This is a genomic window from Elusimicrobiota bacterium, assembly GCA_041660185.1.
Lineage (GTDB): Bacteria > Elusimicrobiota > Elusimicrobia > 2-01-FULL-59-12 > 2-01-FULL-59-12 > JBAZWU01.
Window position 1 is genome coordinate 63,080 of record JBAZWU010000004.1, and the last position, 14,119, is coordinate 77,198.

14 protein-coding genes are annotated in these 14,119 nt (G+C 56.8%); 5 read left to right on the plus strand and 9 right to left on the minus strand.

Going from position 1 to position 14,119, the window contains the following annotated elements; translation table 11 throughout:
- Positions 1-20 precede the first annotated feature (20 nt).
- Positions 21-419 carry a peptide chain release factor-like protein gene (locus tag WC859_04700; GenBank protein MFA5975447.1) on the plus strand — a complete coding sequence of 133 codons (399 nt, stop codon included), beginning with the start codon at positions 21-23 and terminating at the stop codon, positions 417-419.
- An 18-nt stretch (positions 420-437) separates the two neighbouring features.
- Here WC859_04700 and WC859_04705 read toward each other — a convergent pair whose 3' ends face one another.
- The 3 genes from WC859_04705 to WC859_04715 form a co-directional block, all read right to left on the minus strand.
- Positions 438-1,901, minus strand: coding sequence for a hypothetical protein (locus WC859_04705; GenBank protein ID MFA5975448.1), 1,464 nt, complete (start codon positions 1,899-1,901; stop codon positions 438-440).
- Between the two features lie 70 nt (positions 1,902-1,971).
- Positions 1,972-3,051 carry a tetratricopeptide repeat protein gene (locus WC859_04710; protein MFA5975449.1) on the minus strand — a complete coding sequence of 360 codons (1,080 nt, stop codon included), beginning with the start codon at positions 3,049-3,051 and terminating at the stop codon, positions 1,972-1,974.
- The gene (locus tag WC859_04715; GenBank protein MFA5975450.1) at positions 3,051-3,575 is read right to left on the minus strand and encodes a hypothetical protein; all 525 of its coding nucleotides are present in this window, start codon (positions 3,573-3,575) and stop codon (positions 3,051-3,053) included. Before WC859_04715 ends, WC859_04710 begins: the two co-directional genes overlap by 1 nt.
- Before the next feature lie 117 nt (positions 3,576-3,692).
- Here WC859_04715 and WC859_04720 point away from each other — a divergent pair, with 117 nt between their 5' ends.
- Positions 3,693-4,544 carry a secretin N-terminal domain-containing protein gene (locus WC859_04720; GenBank protein MFA5975451.1) on the plus strand — a complete coding sequence of 284 codons (852 nt, stop codon included), beginning with the start codon at positions 3,693-3,695 and terminating at the stop codon, positions 4,542-4,544.
- On the plus strand, positions 4,541-5,119 hold the full coding sequence (locus WC859_04725) for a prepilin-type N-terminal cleavage/methylation domain-containing protein (protein MFA5975452.1): 579 nt from the start codon (positions 4,541-4,543) through the stop codon (positions 5,117-5,119). Before WC859_04720 ends, WC859_04725 begins: the two co-directional genes overlap by 4 nt.
- Before the next feature lie 138 nt (positions 5,120-5,257).
- On the opposite strand, the gene WC859_04730 is transcribed toward WC859_04725, so the two are convergent.
- Positions 5,258-6,382 carry a hypothetical protein gene (locus tag WC859_04730; GenBank protein MFA5975453.1) on the minus strand — a complete coding sequence of 375 codons (1,125 nt, stop codon included), beginning with the start codon at positions 6,380-6,382 and terminating at the stop codon, positions 5,258-5,260.
- 49 nt (positions 6,383-6,431) lie between these two features.
- Entirely contained in the window at positions 6,432-6,887 is a 456-nt protein-coding gene (locus WC859_04735) for a hypothetical protein (GenBank protein MFA5975454.1), read from the minus strand.
- 218 nt (positions 6,888-7,105) lie between these two features.
- Here WC859_04735 and WC859_04740 point away from each other — a divergent pair, with 218 nt between their 5' ends.
- The gene (locus tag WC859_04740; protein ID MFA5975455.1) at positions 7,106-7,492 is read left to right on the plus strand and encodes a response regulator; all 387 of its coding nucleotides are present in this window, start codon (positions 7,106-7,108) and stop codon (positions 7,490-7,492) included.
- Here the strand turns inward: WC859_04740 and WC859_04745 are convergent.
- The 4 genes from WC859_04745 to WC859_04760 form a co-directional block, all read right to left on the minus strand.
- Positions 7,489-7,914 (minus strand): hypothetical protein, encoded by a 426-nt coding sequence (locus WC859_04745; GenBank protein ID MFA5975456.1) that lies wholly within the window; start codon positions 7,912-7,914, stop codon positions 7,489-7,491. The two genes, WC859_04740 and WC859_04745, sit on opposite strands and share 4 nt — an antisense overlap.
- A gap of 131 nt (positions 7,915-8,045) precedes the next feature.
- Positions 8,046-8,297 carry a hypothetical protein gene (locus WC859_04750; GenBank protein MFA5975457.1) on the minus strand — a complete coding sequence of 84 codons (252 nt, stop codon included), beginning with the start codon at positions 8,295-8,297 and terminating at the stop codon, positions 8,046-8,048.
- A 112-nt stretch (positions 8,298-8,409) separates the two neighbouring features.
- Complete coding sequence (locus tag WC859_04755; GenBank protein MFA5975458.1) at positions 8,410-12,093, minus strand: vitamin B12-dependent ribonucleotide reductase; 3,684 nt, start codon at positions 12,091-12,093, stop codon at positions 8,410-8,412.
- A gap of 209 nt (positions 12,094-12,302) precedes the next feature.
- On the minus strand, positions 12,303-13,403 hold the full coding sequence (locus WC859_04760) for a hypothetical protein (GenBank protein MFA5975459.1): 1,101 nt from the start codon (positions 13,401-13,403) through the stop codon (positions 12,303-12,305).
- Between the two features lie 297 nt (positions 13,404-13,700).
- On the opposite strand from WC859_04760, the gene WC859_04765 reads away from it, so the two are divergent.
- Complete coding sequence (locus WC859_04765; protein ID MFA5975460.1) at positions 13,701-14,108, plus strand: thioesterase family protein; 408 nt, start codon at positions 13,701-13,703, stop codon at positions 14,106-14,108.
- Positions 14,109-14,119 lie beyond the last annotated feature (11 nt).

Consider the following 14,119-nt stretch of genomic DNA (forward strand, 5'->3'; position numbering starts at 1 on the left):
GATGACAACTTTAAAATTCCATGTCAATTTCACCCAATAAAGAACAATCCCTTCGCGAAAAGATGAAATCCCTCGGTATCTTTGAGCACGATATCGAGGAATCGTTTGTCCGTTCTTCCGGTGCCGGCGGACAGCACGTGAACAAAACATCCAGCTGCGTACAACTCCTTCACCGGCCCACCGGGCTTCAGGTCAAGTGCCAGGAAGACCGGTCGCAGGCGATCAACCGGTTCCGGGCGCGGAGGCTGCTGGTTGAAAAAATTGAATCCCAGGTGCTCGGGCGAAAAACCGCGGAACAGCAGGCACGAGAAAAAATTCGTCGGCAAAAGCGGCGCCGGTCGCGCCGGGCCAAAGAAAAAATGCTCGCCAATAAACATCATCGATCTCAAATTCTGGAGAACCGAAGGATTCCCGATTAGTGAAGGGCCTGGCCTCTGTTAGTAACTGCCGACTTTGATGATGCTTCCGTAGGGGGGGGAGATCTTTTTCCCGTTCTGGTTCAGATGCAGCCAGTAATCACCGGGGGCAACCGAGGAGCTGACCGCGATCTCGGCTTCGATCAGGGAGGGGCTGACGGATCGCAAAGGCCCGATCCCCAGGCCGGGCTCATCCACGTCAATCCGGAGCGCTTGAACAAAACCAGCCGATAAATCTCTTCCGACGATTTTCAGAATCCCTTTTTGTCCCGGCGCGACCGGCGGTTGCAACTGAAGGCCTGCAATCCAATTCTCCGGCACCAGTTCAAAAACACCGTCCCGAGAATAGAGCTTGTCCCCGTTGGTGCCTGAAATCGTGACGCCGTACGATTTCGGCGGCGCTTCTTTAGGGCTTTGAAAGGCCAGCCGCAGTTGCCCGCTGGTAATAAAGGTGAAAGAGGCCGCTCCCATGTCATAGCCGTCAACTCGGGCGGTCAGAAGGCGGATGTCTTCCGGCGAAAGGCCTGTTCCCTGGACGTACAGTTGCACCAGGTCCCCCGGCCGCAGGAAACGTTCTGCCGCTGTCACGCCGTGCAGAAAACCAGTGAGGCCGATATTCGGTCGGACCACATGGATCATGCCCTTGCGCTGGGAGACCGCTTTGTCCCCGACGAACAGGGTCAGGTCGTACTCGCCCGGAGGGACGCGCTGGCCGATGCGGAGCGTTCCTTCGACCGCATAAGGCAGTTGAAACTGAAAATCGGAAACCTCCAGCCCCGTCGTGCTGAGTTCCACCCGGAAGCGTTTGGCGGCGTCTTCATCCAGATTCGTAATAACTCGAAAACGCCCGGCCCGGCCGGAGTCGTCCATGCTGATAAATCCGATGGTCAAGACCTCGTCTTTGCGGACCACGGCAAAGGGATCCGGCGCGCTGAAGACCGGAAGCCCTTTGATCAACACGCGAGGGTAAACAAATGCGGTGGCCACGTCCGGTCCAACAGCCATTTCGCCGTGAATCTGGTTGGCGGTCATGAGTTTTAAGTTTTTGATCTGGATCCCGGCGGCCCCGGACTCCACCTTGATCATTTTCTCGAATTCTTTGGTAAACCCGGAGCCGTTGATGTCGAAGCCGAAGGTCGAATCGGGCGGAGCGATCTCCTGGCCGTAGTAGCATCGGACGATCGTGATATCTTTTGGAATTAATTCTTTATGTAGCTCGAGTTTGGGAGGTGTTGGCCCGCTGGCGGAGACCGGCGGCAGGGTCGGTTTAGTTCTGGGGAACGTCGGTGCGGGACGGGCTACTTGAGACGGGAGCGGAGCCGTGGAAACTGACAGAGGCGCAATGGCAGGGGCAGAGGAAACAGCCACCAAGCTCATGACCGGGGCCGGGGGCGTCGAATGGCCAGGGAGAAACTGCCAGAACAGAAACCCGACGATCAGTAATGAGACGAAAAGGATTAATACGTCGCGTTCGTTCTTTTTCATGGAGAGGTCTACAGGGAAGGATAAGGGTGGTGGAGACGATTGTCAAGTCAGCGACAGCCCGCGATCCCCGCTAAAAGGAGCGGATGCGCCAGATTTTATCCGGATTGCGCTCGAAACGAACCGTTGTTTCATGCGTTCCCGAGCGTGGGCTGGAAATCATCATCTTGCAGGTGACGCTGCCCAGGACCGTCTGACAGTTGTAAAGCTCTCCCATGCCGGCAAAAACGTCTCTCGCGCGCGGCCCCATTTGTTCAAACGATTCCTGGTACTGCTCGCGCGTGTCGAGGTAATCCGAATAATACGTGAGGGCCCGCGCGGTGTCCCCCCGGATCACAGCGGTTTTCATGCTGGACCATTGTGTTTGGCAGAGTTCTTCAGGAGAGGACGTTTCTTCCGGAGGCGGCGGAGGCGCCGCGGCCGCCGGAGGAGCCGCGGCTTTCCGAGTGACAACGGGATGGGCGATAGCCGCGCGCCCATTGGCGTGGATGGCCTGTTCAAAGGCTTTGTCCGATTCCGAGGGGCGGCCTTCTTTGGCATAAAGGTTTCCCAGCACCTTATAGGCGGCGACATTATTCGGGTCGAGTTGAACGGCTTTTTGGGCGGCCTGTTCGCACCGGCCCCGTTCATCCAGCAGGAGGTACGCGTACGCGAGCTGGCTCTGGTGATTGGCATTGGACGGATCCAGTTCCACCGCTCGCCGGGCCGCCTGGGCCGCCTGTCCCGGTTGTCTTAAGAAAAGGTGTGCCATGCCGAGATAATAGTAAGCGGCGGAATCGTCCGGCTTGAGACGGATGGCTTCGTTGAAGGCGTCGGCTGCTTTTGCGTATTCTTTCATATGCAGGGAAGCCACCCCGAGCACCACATGCGGCCCGGATTGCCGCGTGCCTTTTTGGATGGCGGCCCGGCTGACGGCTTCGGCGTCATTCCAGCGCTTCAATTCAGACATGCAGACGCGGAACTCCTCCCATGTATTTTCATTTTCCGGATTTTGAAGAAGCTGTTTCCTGGCTGTTTCGAATGTTGTCCGGCAGGAAGAGGCCGCGGGTTGAGAGGCTTCACTCATGCCGGGCAACAGCGCGGGGTTAGGAGCCGCCGGCAAACGGATCGCTGCGAAAAGGACGGTGCCGACGAACCAGGATCTGGCGGTCATCAATGTTTCAATTGTTGCCGCGCCGATTCCATCTGGGCCAGTAAGGCGTCGTTGGTTGGCTTGGCCTTCGGGTTGGCGAGGCTGGCCGCGCTCAATCGTTTTTGAATGACGCGGTAGGCGACATGCGGCGGCGCCTGCGGGCCGTCCACCTTCCACTGGTTTTGAACTTTGTTGAGATGGAACAGCACCGTTTCCGGCTTCAGGTCAACTGCAAATTGATCCGAGAGTTGACCCAGAGGTTGATAGGTGACCTTGGCCTGGGCGCGTGTCGTCCCCTGGATGATTTTGTCGACCGTGTAGCCTTCAATAACGATGAAATGATCCCAGCCGGAGAGATCCGGCCAGGTCGTATAGCGGCTCATCTCCGGCCAGGTATTGGCGGCGATGCCGGCGGCTTCTGCGTCCAGCGCCAGATATTTTTCAAGGACATCCCTGGGCTTGGCGGGATAATCCGCTGCCCGAAGCATGCAGGGGATAGCCAAACTCAGGCTCAACAATAAACTCCACAAAAGTCGATGGCGCATGATCAGCTCCTCCTGTCCGTTGTTCTCAGGTTATAGCGTTTTTCAGAGCATCGTTCCAGTGCGGCGGGCCGGAGAGCCATATTCCGCTCTTGCAATCCTTCAAAAAGCCTTGTAAAAATGAGTCAGTATGAAACCGGGGATCGTTTGATGTCGAAGCGTCGTTGGGTGGTTGGAGTCGGGATCGTTGGGATCTTCGGATGCCTGGTGACGCCGCCGGTCCATGCCTTCAAATTCTCGAAAATCTTTTCCTTTTGGCGTACGACCTCCAAACAACGCGTCAACCGGGCGGCTCTCCCGGGGCAAAAAGTCCGCATTTTCCGATTGGCCAAAGCGCAATCGTCCGATTTGGTTGAACTGCTTGAACATTATCTGGATGGCATTCACAGCCAGGGATCCATTCTCAGCGATTCCAACGCCAACGCACTCGTGGTGACGGATGGGCCGGACAATCTCCAGCGGATCGAGGCCTTGATCAAAGCCATGGATTGTCCATTTGATAATCCGGATAAACGGGCGCGCCAGATGCTGGCTTCCCAGAAGATGCTGAAAGCCATTCGTGATTTGAAACCGATCGAAGCCGCTCCTCTCGGGGCGTCCTCCTCGGCGGTCTCCTTCGGAGGAGGAACCGTTTCGGGACCCTACGTGGCCTATCCGAAAGGGATCTCCCTTCAGAAAGAAGAAGAAAGACCGGTGCGCCGGCTTCTGGATGAACCGCCTCCCCTGTTGGCTTTTTACGTGGTCGGATGGGTCCGGGATGAAAAAGGATATATCATCGTGCTGCGCAATAATGGCCAGCGGTTCGTGTTTCGCGGAGGGCGTGTGCTCTATGGGGGATTGGGGAATAAGGATTCGGTTCCCAATCTGTCGGGCGAGGTGCTCGGCGGCCGATTGATTCTTCGTGAAGGGACACAACGTTTTGTCACCCTGAAGATGATCCCGACGCATGATCGGAACGGAGACATTCGATGAAACGGGGCTGGGCTCAAGGATACACGTTGATCGAACTGATGATCATCGTTGCCATTGTGGGGGTGTTAGCCTCTATCCTGGTTCGCGTGATCCCGTACGCGCAATATCGCGCCCACGACAAGGCGCGCTTGTACCATCTGTCGTCGCTTCGGCATGTGATCGAACTTTATCGTGCCGACATGGGTGCTTATCCGGCCGCTCCGGCAGGGCCAGGCTCCTTCTATACGCTTTTCACCGAAAATGACGGGTTTGCCGCGACGGTAATCCCCAATCAAATCACCTCGACGAACTACATCCCTGGAATTGTGCCGACGTATTATGAGGCTCTTCCCGTTGACCCCTCCCCGGGGGCTTCAACGCTGGCGGGCTGCAGCAGTTTAGGGTACAAACGGACGTGGGCCTATTTTTCAAACGGGGATCACTACAAGTTGGTTTTGAACTGCGCTCCCGAAGCGGGTTTTGTCAATCCAGACGACTCTTTCGCCGACCCGGCGAGCTGTCTGATGGGGGAGTGCACCGCCTGGGCTGTCTCCGACGCGATGGATTACACGACGTTCACTCTCGGCTGGCAATAACATCTAACTCAAGATACCCTCACCCAGACCTGCCTGTCGGCAGGTCGGCCCTCTCCCTCAGCAGGGAGAGGGGGACGATTTCTGCGCAGAGAATCTGATGCTCCCTCCCCCTGTGGAGGGGGAGGGCTGGGGTGAGGGTTAGAGATTTCGCGCGTCGATCTTTTCGTCGAATTGGATGACGATATGGCCGGGTTCTGCGGTCAGAGGATTGCCGACCCGCAGCTCCCAGGGGATCCGTTCAAGGCTTTTGATGGGGATGGACAGCTTGCCGCTGTAGCCGAATTGATTGGAAAGCACACATTTATTTTTAAGATCGAAAAGCGCTTCTCCCCTGGCCTGGCCCACAAAAGCGGGCGGCCCGGTCTGTGTGTTGGCCCAAGCGGGAATGCCGACCAGCTGAGGCGTCAAACGGGCCTGGTACGTGAGACGGGCGCAGGGCAAATTAAAACACAGGTCGTATTTCTGAAACGTCCAGCTCAAATCGGCCCGCCAGAAAACAGTCCACTCTCCCAGAAGTTCCGCCCACTGCACGGTTTCGGTCCAGCCGTTTCCGGGGCGCAGGGCCTCCTTCGGGAACCGCGGGAAAATTAAATTGGAGACTCGGCCGACCCGGAGGGCATCCGTCCCCAGGCGTTCCAGAAGCGTTCGTTGTGGATCCATCACGATTTTTGCGGGGGCCAGCGAGGGATGATTCTTCGGGATGGTTTGTTGTTGAGCGGTTTCCGCGATCCGCACGAACCGGATCCATTCTTGAGGCCGTATCACCAGAGTTGAGTTGACGCCGTTTGGCAACGCGGCTTTAACAGAAACCGAACCCGTTTCCTGCGAGTTCGCATCAGGGAGCGGCGTATCCATCACGCCATTGTGTTCGGCCCAGCTATGGCTTTTCGATTGGGTTCCAACCACATAGGTCAGGGCTTGATGCAGCCCGGCCGGATGCTCGAAACGGGTGCTTTGAAGCGGCGGGCGTGAATGTCGGGAGGAATAATACCGGACCCCGGTCATTATCCCGGCGATCCCCAGAAGAAAAAGAAGCAGATACTTGAGCGGGCTGAAGCGGGTCGTCTTAGGGCGGCGGACCGAAGAGTAGGGGGAAACCGCCAGGTTGTCAAACGGGGAAGACGTCTCTCCTGGATGGAAAGCGTCTCCGTAAATCTTAATGACGCCTCCGCCCATCTTGATGGTTCGTGCCAGTAGCTCATGGCAGAATCCACACATCTCGCTGCCGGGCGGATTATCAAATTGGCATTTGGGACAGAGCATCAATAGTCACTAACTGAAATGACTCTAGAAATCAAGGTCCATTTAATTTCTAAAAAGGCAATAGCAGTGAAAAAAACAGTATCCCGGAAAAGAAAATAACCCAAGCGATGGAAATCGGGACGTGCCATTGATACAGGGAGAAACCCGCCACAATGGTTCCGACGATCACGGCGTACGCGACGGATGAAATTTGGATATCACGGGAGTGGTGACTGAGGCAAACAATCCAATCATGGCGGTCGGCCAGCGTCCGAAAATCGAGGTTAACGCCAGAAAAGAAATAGGTATTGCGGTTTCGGGTATGCAGGACTCTTCCGGGGACACTCCATCGACGGTCAAAAAGGCGGAACTCAAAGACGTAAACCGCGTTTCTGGCCAGCGACTCGGAGGACAAAACCCCCAACCCGTTCTTGCAGACATTGCGGATCTGGGCGTGATCGCAGATCAATTTTCGATGTTCCGGCTCAAGCACATCCACGGACAAGTGCCAGTCGATCCGCCGCATCCGCCGCCTATTCGTAAACCAATTCATCGTGTAAAGAATTTTGCAGTACTAAGCTCATTCTGTCAAGGATAACCTTTAACGCCAAAAGGGTTAACGGTAATTAACAACTCCCGGCCTATTGTCGACGGCATCGGCAGGACTCCTTCCATGCGGCGCACTTTACTTATCGGTTCCTTGTACCGTTTACTCGTTGAGCTAAGCTGAGGCAAGTGATTCCAATGGAACAACAGCGAATTCTGGTTGTAGACGATGAACCCGTCATTCATCAGCTCATTCAGGCCACGCTGGGCGGCCAGTACGACCTTTTTTTTATGAGATCCGGCCAGACACTCAACGAAATCCTGGAAGACCTTCAGCCCAACCTGGTGATACTCGATGTGCGTTTGCCGGCGGTCAATGGGCTTGAAATTTGCCGGCGCATCCGGGCCGTCAAGAACTTTAATTCGATCCCGGTCATTTTTTTAAGCGCGCTTTCCGGCGAAGACGATGCCGCGCATGGGATGTCTGTCGGCGGAGACTACTATATGGCCAAACCTTTCGAAACGACGGAGTTACGCCGGATTGTCGAAACGCTGATCTGCCTGACGGGTTCTCCCGCGAATTAATCCCTGCGGAGGCGTAAGAAGAGGTAGGTCGCCGACGCACAGACCGAAAAGAGGACGATGCTGATTCCGAACGTGAAGGTCAGCGTGGAAACCGAAAGGGTCACGCTGGTGTTGGGAAGAAATTTCGTCACGATCAGTTCCCCGATAAAAAGCAGTATCGCAAAAGTCATGAAACAGATCCGAACAAATTCAGACCCATCCAGCCGATTCCTTTTCAGTTGCTTGACGGAATCCAGAATTTCACAGGCCCCTGTGGCGGCATCAGGAACATGCAGACTCTCCCAGCTTTTCCCGCCAACGCTTTGAGTAAAAAAATGGTCCGGCCCATAGATCCATTTATAGACCTCATAGGGGCCTTTTTGGGCCAGGGTGCGGAGTTCAGCTTCTTCGGTCTTGTTGCTGGGCAATCGTAAAGTGGGCACGGTCATCCTCCAAAGTCTGTCTTGGCGGCTCCTGCTTACATCTCAAGTTTAACTTCAGGGTGTTACAGGCCGGTTGCGGTTAGGTTAATTTTCAGGGAAGGGGAACGTTCTGCTCAGATGGTCGCGTTCACCTATCCGAGAAAACGATAACTTGGATGGATGTGCAGGAGGTAAAGACAGGCCGCGGCGAAAAGAACCGCCGCGGTTGAGAAGAAAGACAGTAATACGATTTCCTTCCACACGCCGCGGCCGGAGCGCCAGCGGATCAGCCCCGTCAGGATCCCGAAGAGCGCGAGAGTCCCCGCGATACCCCATTCAGGATTTTTTTGGAAATATTTTCCAATGAGGGCAATCGCTTCGGTGGGGAGGTAACGAGGGGACATGTGCCCTCACCCCAGCCCTCCCCCTCCACAGGGGGAGGGGGCATCAGATTTTCTATAAATTTTTATCTCCCTCTCCCTCAGCAGGGAGAGGGACGGGGTGAGGGTAATTTGGTTAGCTGCACCCCGATGTTGTTCCACAGGTGTCACATTTGAGACAGGTGCCGTTGCGGACCATGGTGAACTGGCCGCATTCGCGACAGGGATCTCCCTCATAGCCTTTGAGTTTAGCCTGGCGGGATTTCTCGGACAGCACAGTGAAGGATCCGGCAACCGGTTTCACTTCCGGCTTGAAGCCCACTTTGGAAGGCGGGGCCGCCGGCGTCGCGTTGGGTTTGGCCGGCGGCGCCACGGGCCCGATGTTCGAGATGTGCGTGGATTTGGGATGCAGATTGGGAAGCGGAAGGTCCACCTGGTTCGGGTCCACGACCCGCTCCGAGATGACTTCTTCATCGGTGAATTCGGGCTGCTGCGTTTCCGGGCTGCCGACCGAACTGGCGCGAAGGTCTTCCGCGGTCACCTGGGCCAGGTCCTGACGGTCGAGGTAGCTGACCGCCAGTTCGCGGAAGATGTAGTCGATGATGGAGGTCGTCATCTTGATCTGCGGGTTGCCCTGAACCATGCCGTTCGGTTCAAAGCGCGTAAAGACGAAAGCTTCCACATACTCTTCCAGCGGCACGCCGTGCTGCAGGCCCAGAGAGATCGCGATGGAGAAGCAATTCATCAGGCTGCGGAAGGCCGCGCCTTCCTTGTGCATGTCTACAAAAATCTCTCCCAGGGCGTTATCGTCGTATTCCCCGGTGCGCAGATAAATCGTGTGCCCGCCGATCTTGGCCTTCTGCGTGTACCCGGAGCGGCGGTCCGGCAGGCGGCGCCGTTTGGCCAGGTAGCGGTAAACCATTTTCTCGGCGATTTTGAGCGGTCCCTGCTGGAGGTCTTCCATCGTGACCGGTGCCTGGTTGTCCGACTGCGAAACCGTGTTGAGCGGCTGGCTGAGTTTGGAACCGTCGCGATAGAGGGCGATGGCTTTGAGCATCATCTGCCAGGACTCCACATACGCTTCGTTGATGTCGCGCAGCGTCGCTTCATGGGGGAAGTTGATCGTTTTGGAAATGGCCCCCGAGATAAAGGGCTGGGCCGCCGCCATCATGCGCAAATGCGCCATTGGAGCGATGTAGCGCTTGCCCTTGGCGCCGCATTTGTTGGCGCAGTCAAACACCGGCAGGTGCTCTTCCTTGAGATGGGGCGCGCCTTCGATGGTCATGGTGCCGCAAACATACTCGTTGGCAATGGCGATTTCATCGGCGGAAAAACCGAGGTGCTTGAGGATCGAGAAGTTCCAGTCAGTCAGGTGCTCGTCAGAAATGCCGAGCTTTTCCTTGCAGAAGGTCTCGCCCAGCGTCCACTGGTTGAAAGCAAATCCGATCTCGAAAGCCTGCGGCAGGGCCGTTTCGATTTTCGCAATGACATCGTCGGAAAATCCTTTCGCCCTGAGCGTGTCCGCGTTAATGTGCGGGCAGCCATTGAGCGATCCGGTCCCTTTGCAGTAACGGACGATGTCTTCGATCTGAAGCGTGGTATAGCCCAGGTTTTTGAGCGCCGGGGGGACCGAACTGTTGATGATCTTCAAATACCCGCCGCCGGCCAGTTTCTTGAACTTGACCAGCGCGAAATCCGGCTCGATGCCGGTGGTGTCGCAGTCCATGGACAGGCCGATCGTTCCTGTCGGCGCGATGACCGTGACTTGGGCATTGCGGTAGCCGTATGTTTCGCCCATGGCCAGCGCACGGTCCGCATCTTCGCGGGCGGCTTGCAGGAGATCGGTGGGGCAGTACTCGGGCCGGATCGACTGCGGGGTTACGGACAGTCCCTCGTAGTCCTCTCGCTTGGTCATGTAGGCGGCGCGGCGATGGTTGCGAATGACCCGAAGCATGGCGTCTTTGTTCCGCTCGTAGCGGGCGAACGGTCCCAGCGCTTCCGCCATTTCCGCGGAGGTGGCGTAAGCGCCCATGTGCATCATGGCGGTCAGCGCACCGGCGATGGCGCGTCCCTTTTCCGAGTCATAGGGAATGCCTTGCACCATCAGGAGCGCGCCCAGATTAGCGTAGCCCAGTCCCAGCGTGCGGAACAGGTAAGACCGCTCGGCGATTTCTTTGGAGGGGAACTGCGCCATGGCCACGGAAATTTCCAGCGTGATCGTCCAGAGGCGCGCCGCGTGGCGGTAGGCGTCGATGTCAAAGTGCCGGGTATCGAGGTCGTAAAACTTCATCAGGTTGATGGAGGCCAGGTTGCAGGCGGTGTCGTCGATAAACATGTACTCGCTGCAGGGGTTGGAGGCGTTGATGCGCCCGTCCGCCGGACAGGTATGCCAGTCGTTGATGATGGTATCGAACTGAATCCCCGGGTCCGCGCAGGCCCAGGCCGCGTAACAAATCTGGTCCCAGAGATCCTTGGCCTTGAGGATTTTGCAGGGGTTCGGATCACGGCCTTGTCGGGCGGCCTTTGTTTTTTCCGTACGCCAGACGAGCGGCCAATCGCCGTCTTCCAGAAGCGCCTTCATAAACGCGTTCGGAACGCGCACAGAGTTGTTGGAGTTTTGCCCCGCCACGGTGAGATAGGCTTCAGAGGTCCAGTCGGTGTTGTATTCGTCGAATGCAATCTCCGTGACGCCCTGTGCGGCCAGTTCCAGAACCCGCTCGATGTAATTGGACGGGATCATGACGACTTGCGCGGCGCGCACCGCCGCGGCCAGACGGGTGTTCTTCTTGCGGTCCAGTCGTTCGGACGCTTCCGGCCAGGCATGAACCGACTTGATGATTTCGTTGAGGTGTTTTTTGCAGAGTTTGGAGCCGGTGACCAGCGCCGCCACTTTCTGTTCTTCCTTGGTCTTCCAGTTGATGTATTCCTCAATGTCGGGATGGTCCAGGTCGAGGGTGATCATCTTGGCCGCCCGGCGGGTGGTACCGCCGGATTTGATGGCCCCGGCGGCCCGGTCGCCGATCTTCAGGAAAGACATCAGCCCCGAAGACTTGCCGCCGCCGGAGAGGGCTTCGCCCGCGCCTCGGATACTGGAAAAGTTGGAGCCGGTGCCGGAGCCGTATTTAAAGATGCGGGCTTCCCGAACCCAGAGATCCATAATGCCGCCGGGGTTGACCAGATCGTCGCTGATGGATTGGATGAAGCAGGCGTGCGGCTGCGGATGCTCGTAGGCGTTGGTGGACTGCTGCATCTCGCCCGTGGCCGGGTCGACGAAGTGATGCCCCTGCGCCGGGCCCTCGATACCGTAAGCCCAATGCAACCCTGTGTTAAACCATTGCGGGGAGTTGGGCGCGGCCATCTGGCTGGCCAGCATATAAGCCATATCGTTGTAGTATGCCCGGGCGTCGCCTTCTGTTTTAAAGTAGCCGAGCGTCCAGCCCCAATACGTCCAGCAGCCGGCCAGGCGATGGAACACCTGCTGTGAATCCGTCTCACTGCCGGAGCGTTTGTCTTCGGGGAGTGCGTTCAGCGCATCGGTGTCGGGGGCGGAGCGCTGGAGCCATTCGGGAACGCCGGGTTCCGCGATTTTTTTGGTTTTCGCCGGGATACCGGCTTTGCGGAAATATTTCTGGGCGATGATGTCGGTCGCCACCTGCGACCATCCCTTCGGGATGCGGAGGTTGTTCATCTCAAAAACAACGGATCCATCCGGGTTTCGAATGACCGACGCGCGGGGTTCCCACACGAGAGAATCAAACGCGCCGCGGTCCATTGAAACAAATCGATTTTGAACGGAGAGACCCTTTTGATTCTCACTCATGAACTGCCCCCTCGGCGAGTTTTGGAACCCCATCCAGCGTGATAAAGGATACTAGGAATGGTGTCTCTTCTTAGTGATACCACTAGATATTGAGGTCTGTCAAGTTTGGGACGGCACGGGCCGTTTTGCTGCAAAACGAAGCATAGGAAGGATTCGAATCGATGTCAACCGCTCGTCGGTAAACGGGATTTTCTGGAAAACGAGCGCGGCTACTTAATGGACACGCGGTTTGAAAATTGCAGCACGATTTCGCCGGGGCCGAGGACTTTTCGTCCGACGCGCGTCTTTCTTGGGACGAGCCCGACGTTGGAGAGAGGAATGCGAAGGATGCCGTCAGACTTCAAATCATTGGAGTAAAGCCGTTTGGTGTTGTTGTTAAAAAAAACATTCCCCGTTGTGGCCCCGGTGAAAGAGGGTCGGCCGATGGCCCCGGTGGCCCAGCGGGGCGCTTCCCAGATTTTCGGATGGAGTTCAGCTTTATAGAAGAGCTGGGTGCAGGTGTCCTGCTCGCAGTCCTGTTGTCCCATCAGCGTCCAATGAAACTTCCCGGACCAGTGGATTTTCCACTCTCCGATGGTTTCAATCCATTGGATGGGTTCAGCCCACGTGCGGCCTTTCTTCAAAAACCCTTTCGGAAAGCGGGGGACGAGAAAATCAACCCCTTTGGCCAGCCGGGGGGAAAGCTGGAACTTGCGTTGCACCACAAAGCCGTGCCGGTCGAGCCCAACCGAGACGGGTGTCAGCGACGGATGACTCAGCGGAAAAGCCTGGCTTTGCCGCACGTCTCCGCGATAAACGATCTGAATCCATTCCTGCGGCCGGATCGTCAGCTTCGGGTCTTTTGCGGAAGAGCCCTTGGCCTTTTCGAGAAACACGTTGCCTAACTCATCGACGCGCCAATGCGGCAGCGGCGTGTCCAGCCGGCCTTGTTTTTCCGTCCAGGTATTGAGATCGTAATGGAAAGAAATGAAATACCGCGGGGAGATTTTGGGCGGGACCGAATAACTCAGACGGGTGCCGATGAGAAAAAACCAGGTTTCCGTCGAGCTGAGAAGCCGGATGATCCCCAGGGTGGCAATGGCCACGAGCCCCCAGAGAATGAGTTTGTGAAAACGTTTAACCGCTTGAGCCGTTGCCCGCGAAAGTTCCACCCAGTCAATTTCTTTGGCGACGGAAGCCGTATCGGAAACCACCGAACCGAGGAAAACAGGGTCCTCAATTTTTCCACCCTGCTGCGCTTGAAGGCGTTCCCGGCGGGCACTTCGTAAAAAGGCTTCGGCCGCGCTGTGGATCAGCACTTCGTAGCACATGTTGCAATAAGTGGCTCCCGGAGGGTTCGGACATTTGCATTTCGGACAATTCATGGTGCTGATGAGTTGTAGACGGGAAAAGGCCGGAAAGCAAGGAAAAAGTGAAAAGTGATATAGTGAAATCATAAGTCGTCATCCCCGAGTGACTTTGTCGGGGATCCATCATGTCGTGTAATGGTTTGTTTGGATTCCCCGCACCGTCCACCCGTTGGATCAAACAGTCGGTGCGGCCCCGTCGACGAAAACATCGATGGGAGGTCGGGGCCGCCAGTAACCGCGGGGAATGACGGGGGGAATATGAAGCATTACGATTTTGATATCCGCGTGGCTTACGCCGACACCGATCGCATGGGGGTTGTTTACTATGGCAACTACCTGGCGCTTTTTGAGCGGGGCCGGACGGAGTTTTTGCGTTCGGTCGGCGCCCGCTACCGCGACATGGAAGAAAAGCGCCATCTGTTTATGCCGGTCATTGAGGCGCATGTCGATTATTTTGCTCCGGCCCGCTACGATGAGTTGATCCAGGTCCGCACGTCCCTGCAGGAGCTCGGCGCCGCGCATGTCGTTTTTGGCTCCGAGATTTACAATGAGGCTAAACGTCTGGTCGCCCGCGGCCGTGTGAAGCTGGCCGTGGTCAACGCCCGATGGAAACCCACCCGCCTGCCCCCCGAGATCCGCCGGCTCCTCGAACCGCACCTCGCCTAGCCCTATCCGTC

Excerpts from the sequence above, each read along its gene's own strand:
- WC859_04700 (MFA5975447.1), top strand. The coding sequence starts at position 21 with ATGTCAATTTCACCCAATAAAGAACAATCCCTTCGCGAAAAGATGAAA.
- WC859_04705 (MFA5975448.1), bottom strand. The coding sequence starts at position 1,901 with ATGAAAAAGAACGAACGCGACGTATTAATCCTTTTCGTCTCATTACTG.
- WC859_04710 (MFA5975449.1), bottom strand. The coding sequence starts at position 3,051 with ATGACCGCCAGATCCTGGTTCGTCGGCACCGTCCTTTTCGCAGCGATC.
- WC859_04715 (MFA5975450.1), bottom strand. The coding sequence starts at position 3,575 with ATGCGCCATCGACTTTTGTGGAGTTTATTGTTGAGCCTGAGTTTGGCT.
- WC859_04720 (MFA5975451.1), top strand. The coding sequence starts at position 3,693 with ATGAGTCAGTATGAAACCGGGGATCGTTTGATGTCGAAGCGTCGTTGG.
- WC859_04725 (MFA5975452.1), top strand. The coding sequence starts at position 4,541 with ATGAAACGGGGCTGGGCTCAAGGATACACGTTGATCGAACTGATGATC.
- WC859_04730 (MFA5975453.1), bottom strand. The coding sequence starts at position 6,382 with ATGCTCTGTCCCAAATGCCAATTTGATAATCCGCCCGGCAGCGAGATG.
- WC859_04735 (MFA5975454.1), bottom strand. The coding sequence starts at position 6,887 with ATGCGGCGGATCGACTGGCACTTGTCCGTGGATGTGCTTGAGCCGGAA.
- WC859_04740 (MFA5975455.1), top strand. The coding sequence starts at position 7,106 with ATGGAACAACAGCGAATTCTGGTTGTAGACGATGAACCCGTCATTCAT.
- WC859_04750 (MFA5975457.1), bottom strand. The coding sequence starts at position 8,297 with ATGTCCCCTCGTTACCTCCCCACCGAAGCGATTGCCCTCATTGGAAAA.
- WC859_04755 (MFA5975458.1), bottom strand. The coding sequence starts at position 12,093 with ATGAGTGAGAATCAAAAGGGTCTCTCCGTTCAAAATCGATTTGTTTCA.
- WC859_04760 (MFA5975459.1), bottom strand. The coding sequence starts at position 13,403 with ATGTGCTACGAAGTGCTGATCCACAGCGCGGCCGAAGCCTTTTTACGA.
- WC859_04765 (MFA5975460.1), top strand. The coding sequence starts at position 13,701 with ATGAAGCATTACGATTTTGATATCCGCGTGGCTTACGCCGACACCGAT.